We start from the raw sequence: 22232 nt of genomic DNA, 5'->3' as shown, positions 1-22232 counted from the left end.
CAATTGGGCAGGTAAGCTGGCACGTCGTGACCGATCGGGCTCGCTTGCGGCTACACGACACTGCCGCCGGTGTCGTGCGGGATTTCGTCCCGTTGCGACCTGGACACGTCTCGATCTACCTGTGCGGTGCCACGGTGCAGGGCCTACCGCATATCGGGCATGTCCGCAGCGGGGTCGCCTTCGACATCCTGCGCCGATGGTTGCTCGCGCGTGGCTACGACGTCGCGTTTATCCGCAACGTGACCGACATCGAAGACAAGATCCTGGCCAAGGCCGCCGCGGCGGGCCGGCCGTGGTGGGAGTGGGCGGCTACCCACGAGCGTGCCTTCACCGCGGCCTACGACGCTCTGGACGTCTTGCCGCCGTCCGCGGAGCCGCGCGCCACCGGGCATATCACCCAGATGATCGAGATGATCGAGCGCCTGATCCAGGCCGGCCACGCGTATACCGGTGGCGGTGACGTTTACTTCGACGTTCTGAGCTACCCGGAGTACGGCCAGTTATCCGGTCACAAGATCGATGACGTCCATCAGGGCGAAGGTGTGGCTGCCGGCAAGCGGGACCAGCGCGACTTCACTTTGTGGAAGGGCGAAAAGCCGGGTGAACCGTCGTGGCCGACGCCGTGGGGCCGCGGGCGTCCGGGCTGGCATCTGGAATGCTCGGCAATGGCTCGCAGCTATCTCGGGCCGGAATTCGATATCCATTGCGGTGGAATGGATTTAGTCTTCCCGCATCATGAGAACGAAATCGCCCAGAGCCGCGCCGCCGGTGATGGGTTCGCCCGCTACTGGCTGCACAATGGCTGGGTGACGATGGGCGGGGAGAAGATGAGCAAGTCGCTGGGCAACGTGTTGTCCATGCCGGCGATGTTGCAGCGGGTGCGGCCGGCTGAGCTGCGTTATTACCTGGGCAGCGCGCACTACCGGTCGATGCTCGAGTTCTCCGAGACCGCTATGCAGGATGCGGTGAAAGCCTATGTCGGGCTAGAGGACTTCCTGCACCGCGTTCGCACCCGGGTGGGCGCCGTCTGCCCCGGCGATCCGACCCCACGGTTCGCCGAAGCGCTCGACGACGACCTGTCCGTTCCGATCGCGCTCGCCGAGATTCACCACGTGCGGGCGGAAGGCAACCGGGCACTCGATGCCGGCGACCACGACGGGGCCTTGCGAAGCGCTAGCGCGATTCGGGCGATGATGGGCATCCTGGGCTGTGACCCGCTCGACCAGCGCTGGGAATCCCGAGACGAAACCTCGGCAGCGCTGGCCGCCGTCGATGTGCTGGTCCAGGCTGAACTACAGAATCGGGAAAAGGCCCGCGAGCAGCGCAACTGGGCGCTCGCCGACGAGATCCGGGGTCGGCTGAAGAGAGCCGGCATCGAGGTCACCGACACCGCCGACGGGCCACAGTGGTCGCTGCTGGGTGGTGACACCAAGTAGATGCCCGGTAACTCTCGGCGGCGGGGTGCGGTCCGCAAATCCGGTACCAAGAAAGGCGCAGGCGTCGGCTCGGGCGGTCAGCGACGCCGTGGGCTGGAAGGGCGCGGGCCTACCCCGCCGGCGCACCTGCGTCCCCACCATCCCGCCGCCAAGCGGGCACGTGCACAGCCACGCCGCCCGGTCAAGCGCGCGGACGAGACCGAGACGGTGTTGGGTCGCAACCCAGTGCTGGAATGCCTGCGCGCGGGTGTTCCGGCCACCGCGCTATACGTCGCCCTTGGTACCGAGGCCGACGAGCGACTGACTGAATGCGTTGCGCGGGCGGCTGATTCAGGGATTGCGATCGTCGAGCTGCTACGTGCCGACCTGGATCGGATGACCGCCAACCACCTCCATCAAGGCATCGCGCTACAGGTGCCACCGTACAACTACGCCCATCCCGATGACCTGCTGGCCGCCGCCCTCGACCAACCGCCTGCGCTGCTGGTCGCTTTGGACAACCTTTCCGACCCGCGCAACCTCGGTGCGATCGTGCGGTCGGTGGCCGCGTTCGGTGGCCATGGGGTGCTGATTCCGCAACGCCGTTCTGCGTCGGTGACCGCGGTGGCGTGGCGCACCAGCGCCGGGGCGGCGGCCCGGATTCCGGTGGCCCGGGCCACCAATCTCACCAGGACGCTGAAGGGCTGGGCCGATCGTGGAGTGCGGGTGATCGGACTGGACGCCGGTGGCGGCACCGCGCTCGACGATGTAGATGGCACTGACTCGTTGGTGGTGGTCGTTGGGTCGGAAGGCAAGGGGTTGTCCCGGTTGGTAAGGCAGAACTGTGACGAGGTGGTGTCCATCCCGATGGCCGCTCAGGCCGAATCACTGAACGCCTCGGTGGCCGCTGGGGTGGTGCTCGCCGAGATCGCCCGCCAGCGCCGGCGGCCACGCGAGCCTCGCGAGCAGACGCAGAATCGCATGATTTGAGCTCAAATCATGCGATTCTGCGTCTGCTCGCGCCCTTGCGGCTAGATCCCCAGAACCTGGGCGCTGGCCCACAGCGCGAGCACCGCCATCGCCAGGGCCGCAGGCACGGTGCACAGTCCCAGTCGGGTGTACTCGCCGACGCTGGCGTCGACGTTGTGCCGGCGCAGCACGCCCCGCCACAGCAGGTTAGACAGCGAACCGGCATAGGTCAGGTTGGGTCCGATGTTGACCCCGAGTAGCACGGCCAGCACGGCCGCCGGCCCGCCGGCCGCCACCAGCGGCACTAACACCAGAGTCGCGGGCAGGTTGTTGACCACGTTGGCCAGCACGGCGGCCAGCGCGGCGATGCCGAGCAGCGCGGGCAACCCGGACCCGGTCGGCAGCACGGCGGACATCCTGGCGGCCATGCCGTTGAGCATGACCGCGTGCACCACGACACCCAGGGCCAACACAAAGACCAGGAACGACACGTTGACGGCGCGCGCGATCCGCAGCACCGAAGTGTGTCCACGCCGCAGACTTCGCAGCGCCAACACTGCGGCGCCAGCCAGCGCCGCCCACGTTGGGGCCAGTCCCACCGACTCGGCGACGGCGAAGCCCCCGAGTGTCAGCGCCACCACCACCAGCACGAACATTGGCAGGCGCGGCGCCGGCTTGAGTTGCTGCCGGTCCGGCACCACGCGTAGATCCCGGGCGAAAAACCAGCGGAAGACCACATAGACCGCGGCCACGGCGGACAGCCAAGGCAATGCCATCAGCAGCGTGAACTTGGTGAACGAGATGCCGGCACCGTGGTAGGCGAGCAGGTTGGTCAGATTCGACACCGGAAGCAGCAGCGAAGCGGCGTTGGCTAGGTGGGCGGTGGCGTAGGCATAGGGGCGCACCGGGGTCCGCAGCCGGCGGACCGTCGCCAGCACCACCGGGGTCAACAGCACCACGGTGGCGTCCAGGCAGAGCGCCGCGGTGATGGCGGCCGAGACGGCGAACACCTGCCGTAGCAGTCGGTGCGACTCCGCGCTCGCTCGAGCCATGGCCGCGCCGGCTGCCTCGAACAGGCCTTCGTCGTCGCACAGCTTAGCCAGCACCAGAACCGCACCCAGAAACGCGACCACGCGCGCCAGCCCGGACACCTGCGCCATCGCCTGCTGGGGCGAGATCGCCCCGATCGCTAACAGGATGACCGCTGCCGGAACCGCCGCCGCTGCCTCCGGCCAGCCGCGTGGGCGGGCAACCGCGAACCCCAGGACCACGGCAAGCAGTATCAGCGCAACAGCAAGTGTCAAGGGCTAGAGCGCTTCACATCCAGGGATCCTCGCGGCGCCACACCGTCGGCATCTGCAGCGCGACGCCGTCCTGGGCGGCCAGCTCGTCGAGGATGCGGATCGACAGGTCTAGGTCGTCGGCCGCATATGGCAAGGCCCGCAACGGCTTTGACAGCGGCCGAAAAAAGTCGTCCCAGTGGATGAGAATCACGCGGCGGACGCCCACCGTGCGCACGGTCTCGGTCCAGTATTCGAGCAGGTATGACGGCGGTTGCAGGCCGAGCTGGCCGACACTGAGGTAGGCGGCATCGGCGCGGTAACCGGCCAGTGCGCCGCTGACGAAACCGGCGCTGTCCTGGATTAACAGCCGGCGCCCCGATGGCCGGTGGTGCACCAGCGTCGACCACGCCTCACCGCAGCGGTAGGCCGACGCCTTCACCGGCGGTGTCAGTGGTGCGCTGATCACACCGGGAAACCGGTCGGGTGGGCAGTGATGCGACTCCACCAACGTCACGTCGAAGGCGCCCAACTGGATTGGTTCACCTGGGACGGCGACGACAAGAGACTCCTCAGGCAACCCGTATCCGCGCCCGACATTGGCCGCCGACTCCCCCCCGACCAGCTGGGCTCCGGTACGGTCGGCGACCAGCGCGGAATCCATCGCGTGGTCGATGTGAGTGTGCACCGGGATAACGGCCGTCAGCCGGGAGACATTGGCCCGGGCAAGGCAACCGTCGACCCGCTCCGCTGACGGCGACACTTTACCCGCCGCCACCCGTGCCAGGCCGGGCCGGGAAAAGTAGCCATCAGTCATCAGGGCCGACGATCCGTCGTCGACCAGCAGCGTCGCAACGCCCATCCAGGTCACCGACAACGGAGCATCGGATCTGGCGGTAGGCACGCTAAACCTGTTGGAATACCGCGCGATATTGGGACGCCCAAGTTTCGGCCGCATCAGCGGCGGTCCTTGATCGCGGTTCCCGCGGCATTCGGGTGGCCACGCACAGCTGTTGGAATCTCTGCCGTATCTACCGAATAGCCATGTATGTAAACCGATTTCGCCGTGATGGCAAGGGGACCGTCGGCCATGCCTACTGCTTAGCAACCTTGGCCGCGATTTGGTTAGCGATGCCAATCGCCACCAAATCCGGTTGGCTATAGGCGCACGTGACAATGTCGATAGTGACGTTGTTGCGCGCAGTCAGGGCACGCTGGCAGGTCCATCCGTCGCCGCCTTCCTGAACCTGCGAGCTACTGAGCATGCCGTTGTCGTTGACAACGTCAGCCACAGTCCAGGCGGCGTCGTCCTGTCCGGGGGTGACTTCGACAAACCGGCGGTTCGAGCAGCTGCTCCAGCTTTGCACCGAGGAGCTGTAGAACTCCTCGGCATCATGTGCGGTCGGGAAGCCGACGACCGCTTGAATGGCGTAGTGGTCGCGTTTCTTGGAGTCATCGATGCTGTCATCCAGCCGTTGGCCGCGCATAGCGGTCCACCCGGTGCCGGCATAGACCTTTTCCTGTGCTGGACCGTCGATAGCCAGGCAATTCTTGTCGGCCACGCTCTTGCTCCAGTCCCACATTGCCTTGGCGTTGAACCACACCTTCATCGATGTCGCACCCAGCGCGGCATTGATCTGGCTCAAGTCGAGAAGCAGCCCTTCAAGCGCTGAAACCGGTATCGGATCCTGATGCAGTGGTCCGGATTTGTCGGCAGCCACGGCGGTCCCGTCGACCACGTTGGTGCATCCGGCTGCGAGCATGCACGCACCGACCAGCGCGGCGAGCGCGGCTAGCTGCTTGCCCACTGTTCCTCCCTGCCGGCACCATGTGCGACAAGCTTAAGCGCAGCAGTACCGGCGGTGCCTGGGCATCCAGCAAAACGGGGAGCTCAAGAACGATTCATGAACGAGGGGTCGTCACCAACGTCGAAACCGACGGTTGCCAGCCGGCCCACGATATTGCGTGCTCGAGGGTCCGCTGTACCCTCACCGAACGTGAGTCCCACACCGCGGAGGCGGGCGACTCTGGCGTCGTTAGCAGCCGAGCTCAAGGTGTCCCGCACCACTGTCTCGAATGCTTTTAACCGACCGGATCAGCTCTCCGCCGATCTACGTGAACGAGTGCTTGCCACGGCCAAGCGACTGGGCTATGCCGGACCGGATCCGGTGGCGCGATCGTTGCGGACCCGCAAAGCCGGTGCGGTCGGTTTGGTGATGGCCGAACCGCTGACCTATTTCTTCAGCGACCCGGCCGCGCGGGATTTTGTTGCGGGAGTGGCGCAGTCGTGCGAAGAGCTGGGGCAGGGCCTGCAGCTGGTTTCCGTCGGCTCCAGTCGGAGCCTTGCGGACGGCACAGCTGCCGTGCTCGGCGCTGGGGTGGACGGCTTCGTGGTGTATTCGGTAGGCGACGACGATCCCTACCTGCAGGTCGTGCTGCAGCGGCGGCTGCCGGTGGTGGTGGTCGACCAGCCCAAAGACCTCTCCGGAGTGTCCCGGGTCGGCATCGACGACCGGGCGGCGATGCGTGAGCTTGCCGGCTACGTACTCGGGTTGGGGCATCGCGAGCTCGGCCTGCTGACCATGCGGCTGGGACGGGATCGGCGGCAAGACTTGGTGGACGCCGAGCGGCTGCGGTCGCCGACCTTCGACGTACAGCGCGAACGCATCGTCGGCGTATGGGAGGCGATGACGGCCGCCGGCGTCGACCCGGACTCGCTGACCGTGGTGGAAAGCTACGAGCATTTGCCGACGTCCGGCGGCACTGCCGCCAAGGTGGCTCTGCAGGCCAATCCGCGGCTGACCGCGCTGATGTGCACAGCGGACATCTTGGCGCTCTCAGCTATGGATTACCTTCGGGCGCACGGGATTTACGTGCCCGGGCAGATGACCGTCACAGGGTTTGACGGAGTGCCAGAGGCGCTGAGCCGGGGGCTGACCACGGTCGCGCAGCCGAGTCTGCACAAGGGGCACCGGGCGGGCGAGCTATTGCTGAAGCCGCCGCGGTCCGGACTGCCCGTCATCGAGGTGCTCGATACCGAGCTGGTCCGGGGCCGCACCGCGGGTCCGCCGGCGTAAGTCTTCTAGGCGCTGTCTTGATCGCCGATCAGCAGCCGCACGGCCAGGTCCAGCCGCTTGCTGACGTCGGTAGCCGAGGCTCGTCGGGTAAGCCACGCGAGCAGGTTCGACAACCACACGTCCGAGATCACCCGCGCTATGTGGTACTGGTCCTCGGTTGGTTCGCCGTTGGCCATTGCACGCGCGAACATACTGTCGATGAGCTTTTCGACCTGGTCGACCTCGCTGGCCGCCGAGGCGTCGGCGAACACGTAGGCACGTGTCATGGCCTCGGTGAGTAGCGGATTGCGTTGCATCGCGCGGTTGAGCTTGCCGACCATAAAGTTCAGCCGCTGGAAGGGGGTGGCCCCGGCGACCGCGGAGCGGTCGGTTTTCGCGTCGATGCGGCTGAATTCCCGACCCAGCGCCGACACCAGCAGATGCACCTTCGACGGGAAGTACCGGTACAGCGTGCCAACCGCGACGTCGGCGCGGTCGGCGACGGCGCGCATCTGCACCGCCTCATAGCCGCCTTTGGACGCGATAGCCATGGTGGCGTCCAAGATGCGCTTGCGGCGCTCCCGCTGTGCCTCCGATCCGAGCTCGGACTCGGCAAGTACCGCCACTTTCATGACCGCGCGAGGTGGTGCGTCGGGAGCGCTACTGGTGTTCGTGTTCGCTGACGACATGTAGCGGGCAGCTCCTCTTCCGGGCGGTTCGTTTGCAAACGATACGCATGCTGTGTGTAGATTTCCCACCTCCCGACAGCCGAGACGACGACATGTGCTGGAGTTATTGCCTTCGACTTGACGGTTGATCGTTAGCACTATTAGAACACGTTCTAGTGGGCAAGAACGCTCCATTGCTATGTGAAATTGTCGACGCGGAGGTCTGCAGGTGGTAGCGACCGTCACCGACGAACAATCCGCGGCTCGTGAGTTGGTGCGCGGCTGGGCCCGCACCGCGGCCTCAGGTGCGGCCGCGACTGCGGCGGTCCGCGACATGGAATACGGCTTCGAAGAAGGAAATGCGGACGCATGGCGGCCGGTGTTCGCCGGGCTGGCGGGCCTGGGCCTCTTCGGTGTCGCCGTCCCAGAGGATTGTGGCGGAGCTGGCGGCAGCATCGAGGACCTGTGTGCGATGGTCGACGAGGCGGCCAGGGCGTTGGTACCGGGGCCGGTCGCGACCACCGCGGTGGCCACTTTGGTTGTCTCCGATCCCAAGCTGCGCAGCGCGCTAGCGTCGGGTGAACGGTTCGCCGGGGTGGCTATCGACGGTGGCGTGCAGGTCGACCCGAAGACGTCGACCGCGTCGGGCACCGTCGGCCGAGTGCTTGGTGGCGCGCCCGGCGGCGTCGTGCTGTTGCCGGCCGACGGGAATTGGCTGCTGGTGGACACTGCTTGCGACGAGGTCGTAGTGGAGCCGCTGCGGGCCACCGACTTTTCGCTGCCGCTGGCCCGGATGGTGCTGACATCGGCACCGGTCACCGTTCTGGAGGTGTCGGGGGAGCGGGTGGAAGACCTGGCCGCTACCGTGCTGGCGGCCGAGGCGGCCGGGGTGGCTCGATGGACGCTCGATACCGCGGTTGCCTACGCCAAGGTGCGGGAGCAATTCGGCAAGCCGATCGGCAGCTTCCAGGCTGTCAAGCACCTGTGTGCTCAGATGTTGTGCCGTGCCGAGCAGGCCGATGTGGCCGCCGCCGATGCGGCCCGCGCCGCAGCCGATTCCGATGGCACCCAACTTTCGATCGCCGCGGCGGTGGCCGCGAGCATCGGCATCGACGCCGCCAAAGCCAACGCCAAGGACTGTATCCAGGTGCTCGGTGGTATCGGCTGCACCTGGGAGCACGACGCGCATTTGTATCTGCGCCGGGCCCACGGAATCGGTGGGTTCCTCGGTGGATCCGGGCGCTGGCTGCGTCGGGTTACGGCGCTGACCCAGGCCGGTGTCCGTCGTCGCTTGGGCGTCGACCTGGCCGAGGTGGCCGGCCTGCGACCGGAGATCGCGGCGGCGGTCGCCGAGGTGGCCGCGTTGCCCGAGGAGAAACGTCAGGTGGCGCTGGCGGACACCGGCCTGCTGGCGCCGCACTGGCCGGCGCCGTACGGGCGCGGCGCGTCCCCGGCCGAGCAACTGCTGATCGATCAGGAACTGGCCGCGGCCAAGGTTGAGCGCCCGGACCTGGTGATCGGCTGGTGGGCGGCGCCGACCATCCTTGAACACGGCACGCCGGAACAGATCGAACGTTTCGTCCCGGCCACCATGCGCGGTGAATTCCTTTGGTGTCAGCTATTTTCCGAGCCGGGGGCCGGTTCGGACCTGGCGTCGCTGCGTACCAAGGCGGTGCGGGCTGACGGCGGCTGGCTGCTCACCGGACAGAAGGTGTGGACGTCGGCGGCTCACAAGGCTCGGTGGGGGGTGTGCCTGGCGCGCACCGACCCGGATGCTCCGAAGCACAAGGGCATTACCTACTTCCTGGTGGACATGACCACACCGGGAATTGAGATCCGACCGCTGCGCGAGATCACCGGCGACTCGCTGTTCAACGAGGTCTTCCTGGACAATGTGTTCGTCCCCGACGAGATGGTCGTCGGCGCCGTGAACGACGGCTGGCGGCTGGCGCGCACCACGCTAGCCAACGAGCGGGTCGCGATGGCCACCGGGACCGCGCTGGGCAACCCGATGGAAGAGCTGCTCAAGGTCTTGGGTGACATGGAACTCGATGTCGCGCAGCAAGATCGGCTGGGCAGGCTGATCCTGCTGGCTCAGGCCGGTGCGCTGTTGGACCGGCGGATCGCCGAGTTGGCCGTCGGCGGCCAGGATCCGGGGGCGCAATCCAGCGTCCGCAAACTGATCGGCGTGCGCTACCGACAGGCGCTGGCCGAATACCTGATGGAGGTGTCCGACGGGGGCGGGCTCGTCGAGAACCGCGCGGTGTACGACTTCCTCAACACCCGGTGCCTGACGATAGCCGGCGGTACCGAGCAGATCCTGTTGACGGTGGCCGCCGAACGGCTGCTGGGTCTGCCGCGTTGATTTACCGGCTCAGCGAGTACCAGGACGAGTCCTAGCTAGGAAAAGTTGGCTTGCGCGCAGGTGCTGGGCGAGGTGAGGTTGACCCCCGGGTAGACCACCTGCATGTGTGTACACACGATGACGTTGACGTCGGTCATCGGTTGACCGGTCGACCAATTGGTCGAGTCGATGACCCCGGTGGTCTGGTATTTGTCCGGCGGACCCTCGCCGAAGTAGACGGTGGTGATCACGTCGGATCCGCCCGCCTTCATTACCCGTTCGAACTGGCTGGTGGCGTGCGCGTCCAGATAGGCCAACCGGTTCGTCGAACGGATCTCGGTGGTTTGGCGCGCCCACAGCCCGGGCGGAAAGCCCGTCGGGCCGTCGGGTGTGCGCAGATTTGCTCCAGCGACGAAGTCGCAGCTGCCGTTGGGGTGGCAATCGAGGAAGGTGTGCGTCTCCAGCTGGGTGACCTCGTCGACCGGGAACAGGGTGGTGGCGGTGTTGCTCCCGGCCGCCGAGGTGGGCGCGGGCAGTAACGTCAGCATCAGCCCGACGAGCGTGCAACCCGGTATCAGCCGCGTCATCTCGCTCCCTTCCGGGACTACTCGTCGTAGGTCACTTCCACCGAATCAGATTCCGGGCGAGATTGACAGGCCAAAATCAGTCCCTCATCGAGATCCTGCTGCTCGAGCACGTCGTTGACTCCCATATTCACTTTGCCGGCGCGCAGGGTGCACGCACACGCACCGCAGTGGCCTTCCCGGCAGGAGAACGGCGCGTCCAGGCCCGCGGCCAGCAGCACGTCGAGCAGCTTGGCGGTGCGCGGCCAGGAGACGGTGTGGGTTTGGCCGTCGAGTTCCACCACCGCGGTCGCCGGCGCCTCGTCACCGCTGTCGTCGACCTTGACGGCCGCGAACGGATCCGATTCCAGCGACTTGAACACCTCGATGTGCACCTGTTGGGCGGGCACTTTCAGCGCCGCCAGGGCGTCCCGGGCCGCCTGCATGAACGGGCCGGGCCCACAGATGAACACCGGCCGGTCGGTGTAGGGCGCGACGAGCTTGGCCAGCGCGCTCGCGCTCGGCAGCCCCTGCAGCGACTCTAGCCAGTGCAGCACCGTGAGCCGGTCGGGATACTTCGCCGCCAACTCGCGCAGCGCGTCTCCGAAGATGACCGAGCGGTCGTCGCGGTTGGCGTAGAGCAGCGTCACCTGTCCACCGCCCTCGGCAAGCGCCGATTTGCAGATCGACATGATCGGGGTGATGCCGCTACCCGCTGCCAGCAGGAGGAAATCGGCGTCGAGGGTTGTGGGGACGAAGTTGCCCGACGGGGCCAGCACGTGGATGCGCATGCCCACCTGCGCGTGATCGCACAACCAGTTGGAGGCGTACCCGTCGGCGGTTCGTTTGACCGTGACCGCCAAGGCGTCGTCGGTGTAGGGCGAACTGCACAACGAGTAGCAGCGCGCCACCGAACCGGTACGCTCGCTGGGCACGCGCAGCGTCAAGAATTGGCCGGGGGCGTAACGCAGGCGCCGAGGGGGGATCTCCGGGTCGTCCGATCCGTCGGGCACCGCGAAGACCAGCGATCGCGCCTCGTCGGTTTCGTCGACGACCTCGGCGATCTGCAGTTCAAGGACGTGGTCGCCGAGTGGCTCGTCTCCAATTGCCTCGGTCAAGACCCGTCCTCTCTTCCGTCATAACTAGAACATGTTACAGAAAACCCATTTGGTATCGCTACCTGCCGCAGGAATACCTAGCTCGACACAAATCGGAACGTGTTCTAGTCTTTCTCTAAGTTCGCAACCCGGAGAGGCAAAAGTAAGTGACGTCCATTCAACAGCGTGATGCTCAGTCTGTCTTGGCTGCCATCGATAATCTGCTGCCGGAGATTCGGGATCGCGCCCAGGCCACGGAGGATCTGCGGCGGCTGCCCGACGAGACCGTCAAGGCGCTCGACGACGTCGGCTTCTTCACCCTGTTGCAGCCGCAGCAGTGGGGCGGACTGCAGTGCGACCCTGCGCTGTTCTTCGAGGCGACGCGTCGACTGGCGAGCGTGTGTGGTTCCACCGGGTGGGTGAGCTCAATCGTCGGCGTGCACAACTGGCATCTGGCGCTGTTCGACCAACGGGCCCAAGAGGAGGTCTGGGGCGAGGACCCGAGTACGCGGATCTCGTCCTCGTACGCACCGATGGGGGCGGGCGTGGTGGTCGACGGTGGCTACCTGGTCAACGGGTCGTGGAACTGGTCCTCGGGCTGCGACCATGCCAGCTGGACGTTCGTCGGCGGCCCGGTCATCAAGGACGGCCGGCCGGTGGACTTCGGCAGTTTCCTGATCCCGCGCAGCGAATACGAGATCAAGGACGTGTGGTACGTGGTCGGCTTACGTGGTACCGGCAGCAACACCCTGGTGGTCAAGGATGTCTTTGTGCCCCGGCACCGGTTCTTGTCGTACAAGGCGATGAACGACCACACCGCGGGAGGGCTGGCGACCAACAGCGCACCTGTCTATAAAATGCCATGGGGCACAATGCATCCCACTACGATTTCGGCGCCGATTGTCGGCATGGCCTACGGTGCCTACGCCGCGCACGTCGAGCACCAGGGCAAGCGGGTGCGCGCGGCGTTCGCCGGGGAAAAGGCCAAAGACGACCCGTTTGCCAAGGTCCGTATCGCCGAGGCGGCCAGCGACATCGACGCCGCGTGGCGCCAACTGATCGGTAATGTGAGCGACGAATACGCGCTGCTGGCTGCCGGCAAGGAGATTCCGTTCGAACTGCGCGCCCGTGCGCGCCGCGACCAGGTGCGCGCCACCGGTCGCTCAATCGCCTCGATCGACCGGCTGTTCGAGGCGTCCGGTGCCACCGCGTTGTCCAATGAGGCTCCGATTCAACGGTTCTGGCGCGACGCGCACGCCGGTCGGGTGCACGCCGCCAACGACCCCGAGCGGGCATACGTGATCTTTGGAAACCACGAGTTCGGGTTGCCGCCCGGCGACACCATGGTCTAGCTGGTCTAGGCGAAATGACAGCTACCGAGGAATTGACGTTCGAATCCACCTCGCGCTTTGCGGAAGTGGACGTCGACGGGCCGCTGAAACTGCACTACCACGAGGCCGGCGTGGGCAACGACCAGACGGTGGTGCTACTGCACGGCGGTGGGCCCGGCGCGGCGAGCTGGACGAACTTCTCGCGTAATATCGCGGTGCTGGCGCGGCACTTTCATGTGCTGGCCGTCGACCAGCCCGGTTACGGCCATTCCGACAAGCGGGCCGAGCACGGCCAGTTCAATCGCTATGCCGCGATGGCGCTGAAGGGGCTCTTCGATCAGCTGGGGCTGGGGCGGGTACCGCTGGTGGGCAACTCGTTGGGCGGGGGAACCGCGGTCCGGTTTGCGCTGGACTACCCGGCCCGGGCAGGACGGTTAGTGCTGATGGGCCCGGGGGGCCTGAGTATCAACCTGTTTGCGCCCGACCCGACCGAGGGAGTCAAACGGCTGTCGAAGTTCTCCGTTGCGCCCACCCGGGAGAACCTCGAGGCGTTCCTGCGGGTCATGGTCTACGACAAGAACCTGATCACCCCCGAGTTGGTGGATCAGCGGTTTGCGCTGGCCAGCACCCCGGAGTCGTTGACGGCAACACGGGCGATGGGAAAGTCGTTCGCCGGAGCCGACTTCGAGGCCGGCATGATGTGGCGCGAGGTGTATCGGCTGCGCCAGCCGGTGTTGCTGATCTGGGGTCGTGAGGACCGGGTCAACCCGCTGGACGGCGCGCTGGTTGCGTTGAAAACGATTCCGCGTGCGCAGCTGCACGTATTCGGGCAGTGTGGGCATTGGGTGCAGGTGGAGAAGTTCGACGAGTTCAACAAGCTGACGATTGAATTTCTGGGAGGTGGCAGATGAGCATCCGGTCGCTGGGCTATCTGCGCATCGAGGCCACTGACATGGCTGCCTGGCGGGAGTATGGACTGAAGGTCCTGGGCATGGTCGAGGGCAAAGGGGCCCCAGAAGGGGCCCTGTATCTGCGGATGGATGACTTTCCGGCCCGGCTGGTGGTCGTGCCCGGTGAGCACGACAGGCTGTTGGAGGCCGGTTGGGAATGCGCGAATGCCGAAGGCCTGCAGGAAATCCGGAACCGCCTGGATTTGGAGGGCACGCCGTACAAAGAGGCCACCGCCGCCGAGCTGGCCGATCGCCGGGTGGACGAGATGATCCGGTTTGCCGACCCTTCCGGCAATTGCCTGGAGGTCTTCCACGGTACCGCGCTGGAACACCGCCGAGTGGTCAGCCCGTATGGGCACAGGTTCGTCACCGGTGAGCAGGGTATGGGCCATGTGGTGCTGTCCACCCGCGACGATGCTGAGGCGTTGCATTTCTACCGAGACGTGCTCGGCTTTCGGCTGCGTGACTCGATGCGGCTACCGCCACAGATGGTAGGGCGGCCCGCCGACGGGCCGCCAGCCTGGCTGCGTTTCTTCGGCTGTAACCCGCGTCACCACTCGTTGGCCTTCCTGCCGATGCCGACGTCCAGCGGCATCGTGCACCTGATGGTCGAGGTCGAGCAGGCCGACGACGTGGGCCTGTGCCTGGACCGGGCGTTGCGGCGCAAGGTGCCGATGTCGGCCACCCTGGGCCGGCATGTCAACGACCTGATGCTGTCGTTCTACATGAAGACGCCCGGTGGCTTCGACATCGAATTCGGTTGTGAGGGCAGGCAAGTCGACGATCGGGACTGGATCGCCCGGGAGAGTACTGCGGTCAGCCTATGGGGTCACGATTTCACCGTAGGCGCTCGCGGCTAGCTCGAAAGCAAACGATGTCGGCTCAGATCGATCCACGCACGTTCCGCTCCGTGCTCGGTCAGTTCTGTACGGGGATCACTGTCATCACCACTGTGCACGACGACGTGCCCGTCGGGTTTGCGTGCCAGTCGTTCGCGGCGCTGTCGTTGGAACCGCCGTTGGTGCTGTTCTGCCCCACTAAGGTGTCGCGGTCCTGGCAGGCCATCGAGGCCAGCGGCCGGTTCTGCGTCAACGTACTGACCGAAAAGCAGAAAGACGTCTCGGCGCGATTCGGCTCGAAGGAGCCGGACAAGTTCGCCGGTATCGATTGGCGCCCTTCGGAACTAGGCTCACCGATCATCGAGGGATCGCTGGCCTACATTGACTGCACGGTGGCGTCGGTGCACGACGGCGGCGATCACTTCGTGGTGTTCGGTGCCGTCGAGTCACTGTCAGAGGTCCCGGCGGTCAAGCCGCGGCCGCTGCTGTTCTATCGCGGCGACTACACCGGCATCGAGCCGGAAAAGACCACGCCGGCGCACTGGCGCGACGACCTGGAGGCTTTCCTCATCACCACCACCCAGGACACCTGGCTCTAGTGGCGCGAGCAGACGCAAAATCGCCCATTTTGCGGGCGTGTTGGGCGATTTTGCGTCTGCTCGCCGTCGCCGGTAAGCAGTCTGGTGAGCCACGTCCGGTATGTCGCGTGGTTGGGGCAGCTGTCCTCGCGGATGGCGAATATGCAGACGCTTACGTCAAGGAGCAGCATTGTCGCCGATCAGTTCGGCGAGGGCTTCCTTGTCGTCCAAGTCGACACCGGCCTGCAAGCCTCCGGTGCCGTGGGTCGGCAATAGCATCAGTAACAGGCATCATGATGCGTTGTTGTGTCCGGCGCCGATCCTCCGACCCGCCGGGCATTCGGCCAGATGGCGCGAGCAGCCACCGGATGGGTGAGTGTCAGCGGGCAGTTTGCCGTAGCCGCCGACACGTGTCGCTGCGAGGGCACTTTGTTTGCCGTCGACCCAGAAACTCATGTGGCAAACCACAATCGGTGCGACATAGTTGGCCGGCTGCGCGACGAACGCCCGAATACCCTGCGGTCGGTCCGACGCGGCGACGAGGTCAGAATGGCAACATGGCACTGGATCTGACCGCGTACTTCGATCGCATCAACTATCGCGGCGCTACCGATCCAACCCTGGATGTTCTGCAGGATCTGGTGACCGTGCACAGTCGAACGATTCCGTTCGAGAACCTCGACCCGCTGCTGGGGGTGCCGGTCGACGACCTCAGTCCACAGGCGCTGGCCGACAAGCTGGTACTTCGGCGCCGAGGCGGGTACTGCTTTGAGCACAACGGGCTGATGGGTTATGTGCTGGCCGAACTCGGCTATCGGGTGCGCCGATTCGCCGCCCGCGTCGTCTGGAAGCTCGCGCCGGACGCGCCCCTGCCGCCGCAGACGCACACCCTGCTGGGGGTCACGTTCCCCGGCTCGGGCGGATGCTATCTCGTCGACGTCGGATTCGGCGGCCAAACACCGACCTCACCGCTTCGCCTCGAAACCGGCGCCGTCCAGCCGACAACGCACGAACCTTATCGGCTCGAGGACCGCGTCGACGGCTTTGTCTTGCAGGCGATGGTCCGGGACACATGGCAGACACTGTACGAATTCACCACCCAGACCCGCCCGCAGATCGATCTGAAAGTGGCCAGCTGGTACGCCTCAACACACCCGGCATCGAAGTTCGTCACGGGACTGACCGCCGCGGTGATCACCGACGACGCCCGGTGGAACCTATCTGGCCGCGACCTTGCCGTTCACCGTGCCGGTGGTACCGAGAAGATCCGCCTTGCCGATGCGGCAGCGGTTGTCGACACCCTGAGCGAACGGTTCGGGATCAACGTGGCAGATATCGGCGAGCGCGGCGCGCTCGAGACGCGCATCGACGAGCTATTGGCTCGGCAGCCAGGAGCCGATGCGCCGTAAGGCTTCTTCGATGTCGCCGCTTGGCCCGGCAAACGATATCCGAACAAACGAACCCCCCCGTGCGGTGTCGAAATCGATTCCGGGTGCGATCGCAACACCGGTGTCGGCCAGCAACTTTGAGCAGAAGGCCAGCGAATCGCTGGTGAAGTCCGAGACGTCGGCGTAGACGTAGAATGCGCCGTCGGTGGGTGCCAGCCGGTCGATGCCGATGCGACGCAGACCGTCCAGCAACAGCGAGCGGTTGATCGCGTAGCTGGCCAGGTTGCCGTCGGCCTCGGCGGTCGCCTCCGGGGTGAACGCGGACACCGCGGCGATCTGCGACAAGACCGGCGGGCAGATGGTGAAGTTGCCGGTCAGGCAGTCCACCGCGCGGCGCAGCACCGTCGGCACCAGCAGCCAGCCCAGCCGCCAGCCCGTCATCGCGTAATACTTGGAAAAGCTGTTGACTACCACCGCGTTTCGCGACGTCTGCCAGGCGCAGCTGGTTTGCGGTGCCCCCTGGTACACCAGGCCGTGGTAGACCTCATCACTGATCAACCGGACATCCGATGCGTCACACCACGACGCGATGGCCGCCAGTTCTTCGGGCGGGATGACGGTTCCGGTCGGGTTGGCCGGGCTGGCGACGACGACACCGCGCAGCGGTGGGTCGATCTCGGCCAGCATCTGCGCGGTCGGTTGGAATCGGGTCTGCGGTCCGCACGGGATCTCCACGACCTCACATCCCAGCGCTGACAGGATATTCCGGTAGCACGGGTAGCCGGGACTGGCCATCGCGACCCGATCACCGGCGTCGAAGCACGCCAGAAACGCGAGCAGAAAGCCGCCCGAGGAGCCCGTGGTGATCACCACCGCATCGGGTTCGACGGTGATGCCATGCCGGCGTTGGTAATCCGCGGCGATAGCGTCGCGCAGCTCCGGAATACCCAGCGCCACCGAGTATCCCAACTGGTTGAGATGCAGGGCGGCGGCCGCGGCCGCACGCACCGGTTCCGGAGCGCCCGCACTGGGTTGGCCCGCCGAAAGATTCACCAGATCCCCATGGGTGCGCTGGCGCTCCGCGGCCGCCAACCAGACGTCCATCACGTAGAACGGGGGAACGCCGGCACGCAGGGCGACACGATCCGTCACGGCGACTCCCACACCTCAGATTCCAAACGGCGCAGCACCTCTCGTGGCGACTCGAGCAATTGTGCACTGCCGTGCGCTCGTTTGAAATACAGGTGCATGTCGTGTTCCCAGGTGATCGCGATGCCGCCGTGCAGTTGGATGCCCTCGGCCGCCGCGGTGCTCAACGCCTCGCTGGCGGCCAGCCGCGCGGTGGCGGCGTTGGTGGGTGTGGGCGCGTGGCAGGCGTCGGCGACGACGGCCCGGGCCGCGGCGATGGTCACATACAGGTCGGCCATCCGATGCTTGAGGGCCTGGAAACTGCCGATCGGGCGGCCGAATTGCACTCGGCTCTTGGCGTATTCGACGGTCAGCTGCAGGCAGCGTTCGGCGGCGCCGATCTGCTCGGCCGCCAACAGGATTGCTGCGGTGTCGGCGATTCCGGGATCGGGGCACAGCGGCTCGGTCTCTTCGGATTGCAGGCGGGCCAGCCGGCGAGTGGGGTCCATGGTGGCGACGGGCTGCGCGCTAAAGCGAGTCCACCTGGTCAGCTGCCCGCTGGTGGCGGCGACGACGATATCGGCGATGTCGCCGTTGACCACGTAGTCGGGGTCCAACACCAGCGCGCCGATCGCGCTGCCTTGGGCAAGCTCCGTGAGTGCTTGCGCATCCGGCTTAGCTGCGGCCAGCAGCGCCAGCTCCGCCAGCGTGGTGCCCAGCAGCGGAGAAGGCACCAGCGCCCGGCCCAGCTCCTGCACGACGATCGCGGCATCGGCGAGTTCACCGCCCGCGCCGCCCAGCTCCTCCGGAATGACCAGCGCGGCGGCACCGACCTGCTCACATAGCAGCCGCCACAGCGATTCGTCGTAGCCGCGGTCGGAGGCCATCGCTGCGCGCACCGCCGCCGGGCCGGCATGCTTAGCCACCAGGGAGGCGACGGTTTCCCGTAGCATCTGCCGTTCTTCAGGGGGGGTCATAGCGCCTCCAGCACACGCCGCCGATGCTCCTGCGGCGTACCCCAGGCCGAGTGCAACGCCTGCACCCGCAACAACCACAGCGACAGGTCATGCTCGCAGGTGAACCCGATGGCGCCGTGGGTCTGCAACGCCCAGCGTGCCGCCAGCAGAGCCGCCTCGCTCGCGGCGGCTTTGGCGGCGCTGACATCGCGCGGCTCGAGTGACACGGCCGCGCCGTAAACCAGGGGGCAGGCCAGCTCGATCGCAATGTGCACGTCGGCGAGTTTGTGCTTGATGGCCTGATACGAGCCGATCGCCCGGCCGAACTGCGTGCGCTGTTTGGCGTAGTTGACGGCGGCCTCCAGCAGCGCCTGCCCGGCGCCGACCAGTTGTGCGGCGGTGGCCAGCGCCCCGAACTCATAGGCGCGCGCCACTACGTCTTTCGGGGCCCGCCAGGCCTGGCCGGATGCCGCCACCTCATACAGCCGCCGGCTGGGGTCGACGGACCGGTGGCAATCACCCGGCGTCCCTTCGGTGACGCTGCCATCGCCCGCGAGCAGTACCAGCCCGGCGGTGTCGGCGTCGACGGCGCGCGGAACCCGCGGCGGCATGGCCACGGTGGCGATGAGCTCACCGGAAGCTAGCCCATGGCTGCGTTCAGCCTGATCATCATGAGCCAGCAGAATCGGTGCCACGGCAATGGATTCGGTGACCGGGCCGGGCACGCACCAGCGCCCGAGACGTTCGAGCGCGACAACCAGATCGACCGGACTGGCACCCAGTCCGTCGAACTTCTCCGCTACGCCCAACGCGGTGACGCCCAGGTTGGCCAACTGCTGCCACACCTTGCGGCCGGGCGCCACATCACCGGCAGCCCAAGCACGGACGACGCCGGGCAGGTCGGCGGCGCCGAGCGCCGCGTCGATGCTGGCCGCGAAGTCGCGCTGCTGTTCGTTGAGTGCGAATTCCATGGTCACGTCTTCTCGCGTGGCAGGCCCAGCAGCCGTTCGGCAATGATGTTGCGCTGGATTTCGTTGGTCCCGGCATAGATCGGGCCGCCCAGGGCGAACAGCAACCCCTCGGTCCACGGGCCGGCCAGCTCCCCATCGGCGCCGCGCAGGTCGAGCGCGGTCTGATGCAAGTGCACGTCCAGCTCGGACCAGAACACCTTGGTCACCGACGATTCCGCCCCCAGTTCGCCACCGGCGGCCAGCCTGGTCACCGTGCCGAAGGTCTGCAGCCGGTAGGCCTGCGCCTTGATCCAGGCGTCGGCGACCCGGTCGGCGAACTCCGGGGGCGAGCCGCGGTCCTTCCACAGCTGGACCAGCCGTTCGGCGGAGGCCAGGAAGCGGGCTGGGCTGCGCAGCGACATGCCGCGCTCGTTGCTTGACGTGCTCATGGCCGCGCGCCATCCGTCGTTCGGTGCCCCAATCACATCCCGGTCGGGGACGAACACGTCGTCGAGAAAGATCTCACCGAAACCGGTGTCGCCGCCCAGTTGGGCGATTGGGCGCACGGTAACACCCTTGGCTTTCAGGTCGAACATGAAATACGTGAGCCCGCGGTGCCGTTCGACCGCGGGATCGGAGCGGAACAGCCCAAAACCCATGTCGGCGAACGGCGCCCGCGAGCTCCAGATCTTCTGCCCGTTGAGTAGCCAGCCGCCGTCGACCTTGCTCGCGGTGGAGCGCAGCGACGCCAGGTCGCTGCCGGATTCCGGCTCCGACCAGGCCTGCGCCCAGATCTGTTCGCCGCTAGCCATTTTCGGCAGGATCCGGTCAAGCTGTTCGGCTGTGCCGTGCGCGAACAGCGTCGGCGCCAGCATCGAGGTGCCGTTGGCGCTGGCCCGGCCCGGGGCGCCGGCGCGAAAGTACTCCTCCTCGAACACGATCCAGTGCAGCAGCGGCGCGTCCCGGCCACCATACTTAGCCGGCCAGGTGATCACCGACAGGCCCGCGTCGAACAGTACTCGGTCCCAATAACGGTGTTGCGCAAAGCCTTCCGCATTGTCGTAGGACTTCGTCGGGATCGATGCGGCATTGGCGGCGAGGAACTCGCGCACCTCGGCCTGAAAGGCCAGGGTCTCGTCGTCGAAATTCAGGTCCATCTAGCCCAGCTCTCGCAGTTGTGGTTTGCTCACCTTACCGGCGGCGTTGCGCGGCAGTACGTCGACGAACCGCACCGACCGGGGTGTCTTGAAGTTCGCCAAATGTTCACGGGTGTAAGCGATCACCGATGCCTCGTCGAGGCCCGTGCCGGGGCGCGCCACCACGAACGCCCGGCCGACCTCGCCCAGCCGCTGGTCGGGAACGCCGATCACCGCGGCGTCCGCGACGCCGTCCATCCGGGCCAGCACCTGCTCGACCTCGGCGGGATAGACGTTGAATCCGCCGCAGATGTACATGTCCTTCAGGCGGTCGGTGATGCGCAGGTTGCCCGCCTGGTCGACGGCACCGATGTCGCCGGTGTGCAGCCAGCCGTCGGCGTCGATGGCGGCCGCGGTCGCCTCCGTGTCGTCCAGATAGCCCACCATGACGTTCGGCCCGCGCAGCAACACTTCCCCGTCGTCCGCAATGCGCAACTCAAAGTCGGCGAACGGCCGCCCGCACGTCGTCGCAACGGTCACCGCGTCGTCCTCGGGGCGGCACATCGTCCCCATCCCGTTGGCCTCGGTCAACCCGTAGGCGGTCAGCACGATGTCGATGTCAAGTTCGGACTGCATGCGCTCCACCAGCACCACCGGCACGGTGGCCGCACCGGTGACCGCGAACCGCAGCGAGCTCAGGTCGAAGTCTTTGCGGGCCGGGTGATCCAGCAGGCTCTGGTAGATGGTCGGAGGGCCCGGCAACACGGTGATGCGGTGGCGCTCGATGGCCCGCAGCGCGTGCAGCGGATCGAACGTCACGTGCGGGATCAGCGTGGCACCGGTCTGCAGGCAGGCCAGGATGCCGGCCTTGTAGCCGAAGTTGTGGAAGAACGGGTTGATGCACAGGTAGCGGTCGTCGCTGGTGATCTTCCCGTTGGCGGCCCAGGATGCCGAGGCCGACAGCGACTGCCGGTGCGCGCACAGCACGCCTTTGCTGCGGCCGGTGGTGCCGGAGGTGAACAGGATGTCGCTGACGTCCTGGGGTGCGACGGCGGCGGCACGGGCTGCGACGGCATCCAGGGCCCCGGCACCCGTGGCGATGAACTCGTCCCAGGTCCCGTCGTCGGCTTCGACCGGCACCCGCACGACGTGCCGCAACGCGGGCAGCGCGGCCCGGTCCAGGCCGGCCGCCCGGTCGGCGCCCAGGAAGAGGCCCGCCGCGAACAGCACCGGCGCGCCGGCTCGGTCCAAGATGTCGGTGGCTTCTGTGGCGGTGTAGCGGGTGTTCAACGGCACCACCGCGGCGCCGGCGTGGTGGATCGCCAGGCAGGCCACCACCCAGTGCCAGGTGTTCGGCGACCAGATGGCCACCCGGTCTGCGGGTTCGACACCGAGGGCGATCAGCGCCGCCGCGGCGCCGTAGACCGCGTCGCGCAGCTCGGTCGACGTGAAACGCCGGTCCTCGGCGATCAACGCCGTGTGGTCGGGTAGCTGGCGCACGAGACGATCCAGCGCCGCGGGCACGGTGCGCAGATCGTTTATCAACGGACGCTCCTAACAAAGCAAGTGCTTGGTAGGTTAGCC

Annotated in this window: 21 protein-coding genes; 10 read left to right on the top strand and 11 right to left on the bottom strand. The window is 66.5% G+C overall.

The genetic code is table 11. From position 1 onward, the window contains the following. Nucleotides 1-26: 26 nt before the first annotated feature. Nucleotides 27-1436 carry a cysteine--tRNA ligase gene (gene cysS1 / locus Rv3580c; protein ID YP_177992.1) on the top strand — a complete coding sequence of 470 codons (1410 nt, stop codon included), beginning with the start codon at nt 27-29 and terminating at the stop codon, nt 1434-1436. Next, nucleotides 1437-2405 (top strand): 23S rRNA (guanosine(2251)-2'-O)-methyltransferase RlmB, encoded by a 969-nt coding sequence (locus Rv3579c; RefSeq protein NP_218096.1) that lies wholly within the window; start codon nt 1437-1439, stop codon nt 2403-2405. It abuts the gene before it with no gap. A gap of 41 nt (nt 2406-2446) precedes the next feature. On the opposite strand, the gene arsB2 is transcribed toward Rv3579c, so the two are convergent. The 3 genes from arsB2 to lppH all read right to left on the bottom strand — a co-directional run bounded on the left by arsB2 (nt 2447) and on the right by lppH (nt 5472). Further along, complete coding sequence (gene arsB2, locus Rv3578; RefSeq protein ID NP_218095.1) at nt 2447-3688, bottom strand: arsenic transport integral membrane protein ArsB; 1242 nt, start codon at nt 3686-3688, stop codon at nt 2447-2449. Between the two features lie 13 nt (nt 3689-3701). Then, nucleotides 3702-4568: a hypothetical protein gene (locus Rv3577; protein NP_218094.1), complete on the bottom strand. Its 867-nt coding sequence runs from the start codon at nt 4566-4568 to the stop codon at nt 3702-3704. Between the two features lie 190 nt (nt 4569-4758). Then, nucleotides 4759-5472: a lipoprotein LppH gene (gene lppH, locus Rv3576; RefSeq protein YP_177991.1), complete on the bottom strand. Its 714-nt coding sequence runs from the start codon at nt 5470-5472 to the stop codon at nt 4759-4761. A gap of 189 nt (nt 5473-5661) precedes the next feature. Here lppH and Rv3575c point away from each other — a divergent pair, with 189 nt between their 5' ends. Then, complete coding sequence (locus Rv3575c) at nt 5662-6741, top strand: LacI family transcriptional regulator (protein ID NP_218092.1); 1080 nt, start codon at nt 5662-5664, stop codon at nt 6739-6741. A 5-nt stretch (nt 6742-6746) separates the two neighbouring features. Here Rv3575c and kstR read toward each other — a convergent pair whose 3' ends face one another. Further along, entirely contained in the window at nt 6747-7346 is a 600-nt protein-coding gene (kstR, locus tag Rv3574) for an HTH-type transcriptional regulator KstR (protein ID NP_218091.3), read from the bottom strand. A gap of 271 nt (nt 7347-7617) precedes the next feature. On the opposite strand from kstR, the gene fadE34 reads away from it, so the two are divergent. After that, entirely contained in the window at nt 7618-9753 is a 2136-nt protein-coding gene (fadE34, locus tag Rv3573c; protein ID NP_218090.1) for an acyl-CoA dehydrogenase FadE34, read from the top strand. Nucleotides 9754-9788: 35 nt separating this feature from the next. Here fadE34 and Rv3572 read toward each other — a convergent pair whose 3' ends face one another. Next, complete coding sequence (locus Rv3572) at nt 9789-10319, bottom strand: hypothetical protein (protein ID NP_218089.1); 531 nt, start codon at nt 10317-10319, stop codon at nt 9789-9791. A gap of 17 nt (nt 10320-10336) precedes the next feature. Beyond that, the gene (gene kshB, locus Rv3571; RefSeq protein ID NP_218088.1) at nt 10337-11413 is read right to left on the bottom strand and encodes a 3-ketosteroid-9-alpha-hydroxylase reductase subunit; all 1077 of its coding nucleotides are present in this window, start codon (nt 11411-11413) and stop codon (nt 10337-10339) included. Between the two features lie 146 nt (nt 11414-11559). Here kshB and hsaA point away from each other — a divergent pair, with 146 nt between their 5' ends. From hsaA to nat, 6 genes are all read left to right on the top strand, one after another. Further along, nucleotides 11560-12744: a flavin-dependent monooxygenase oxygenase subunit HsaA gene (gene hsaA / locus Rv3570c; protein ID NP_218087.1), complete on the top strand. Its 1185-nt coding sequence runs from the start codon at nt 11560-11562 to the stop codon at nt 12742-12744. 14 nt (nt 12745-12758) lie between these two features. Continuing rightward, nucleotides 12759-13634 carry a 4,5-9,10-diseco-3-hydroxy-5,9,17-trioxoandrosta-1(10),2-diene-4-oate hydrolase gene (gene hsaD, locus Rv3569c; RefSeq protein NP_218086.1) on the top strand — a complete coding sequence of 292 codons (876 nt, stop codon included), beginning with the start codon at nt 12759-12761 and terminating at the stop codon, nt 13632-13634. Further along, the gene (gene hsaC / locus Rv3568c) at nt 13631-14533 is read left to right on the top strand and encodes an extradiol dioxygenase (RefSeq protein ID NP_218085.1); all 903 of its coding nucleotides are present in this window, start codon (nt 13631-13633) and stop codon (nt 14531-14533) included. Before hsaD ends, hsaC begins: the two co-directional genes overlap by 4 nt. Nucleotides 14534-14547: 14 nt before the next feature. Next, nucleotides 14548-15111 carry a flavin-dependent monooxygenase reductase subunit HsaB gene (gene hsaB, locus Rv3567c; protein NP_218084.1) on the top strand — a complete coding sequence of 188 codons (564 nt, stop codon included), beginning with the start codon at nt 14548-14550 and terminating at the stop codon, nt 15109-15111. Between the two features lie 285 nt (nt 15112-15396). Then, entirely contained in the window at nt 15397-15663 is a 267-nt protein-coding gene (locus Rv3566A; RefSeq protein YP_177990.1) for a hypothetical protein, read from the top strand. Then, nucleotides 15648-16499 carry an arylamine N-acetyltransferase gene (gene nat / locus Rv3566c; RefSeq protein ID YP_177989.1) on the top strand — a complete coding sequence of 284 codons (852 nt, stop codon included), beginning with the start codon at nt 15648-15650 and terminating at the stop codon, nt 16497-16499. The genes Rv3566A and nat overlap by 16 nt, the downstream gene beginning before the upstream one ends. On the opposite strand, the gene aspB is transcribed toward nat, so the two are convergent. From aspB to fadD3, 5 genes are read right to left on the bottom strand one after another with little or no spacing between them, the layout of a single operon-like run. After that, nucleotides 16464-17630, bottom strand: coding sequence for an aspartate aminotransferase AspB (gene aspB, locus Rv3565; RefSeq protein ID NP_218082.1), 1167 nt, complete (start codon nt 17628-17630; stop codon nt 16464-16466). The genes nat and aspB overlap by 36 nt on opposite strands. Next, nucleotides 17627-18583, bottom strand: coding sequence for an acyl-CoA dehydrogenase FadE33 (gene fadE33 / locus Rv3564; protein ID NP_218081.1), 957 nt, complete (start codon nt 18581-18583; stop codon nt 17627-17629). The genes aspB and fadE33 overlap by 4 nt, the downstream gene beginning before the upstream one ends. After that, nucleotides 18580-19539, bottom strand: coding sequence for an acyl-CoA dehydrogenase FadE32 (gene fadE32, locus Rv3563; protein NP_218080.1), 960 nt, complete (start codon nt 19537-19539; stop codon nt 18580-18582). Before fadE32 ends, fadE33 begins: the two co-directional genes overlap by 4 nt. Further along, nucleotides 19536-20669 (bottom strand): acyl-CoA dehydrogenase FadE31, encoded by a 1134-nt coding sequence (gene fadE31, locus Rv3562; RefSeq protein ID NP_218079.1) that lies wholly within the window; start codon nt 20667-20669, stop codon nt 19536-19538. Before fadE31 ends, fadE32 begins: the two co-directional genes overlap by 4 nt. Further along, a complete protein-coding gene (gene fadD3, locus Rv3561) occupies nt 20670-22193 on the bottom strand; it encodes a fatty-acid--CoA ligase FadD3 (RefSeq protein ID NP_218078.1) in 1524 nt (507 codons plus the stop codon). Nucleotides 22194-22232 lie beyond the last annotated feature (39 nt).

Origin of the sequence: Mycobacterium tuberculosis H37Rv (genome assembly GCF_000195955.2) — a bacterium.
GTDB classification, from domain to species: domain Bacteria; phylum Actinomycetota; class Actinomycetes; order Mycobacteriales; family Mycobacteriaceae; genus Mycobacterium; species Mycobacterium tuberculosis.
Note: the sequence above shows the minus strand (reverse complement) of the source record. Positions and strands in the feature narration are given on the sequence as shown.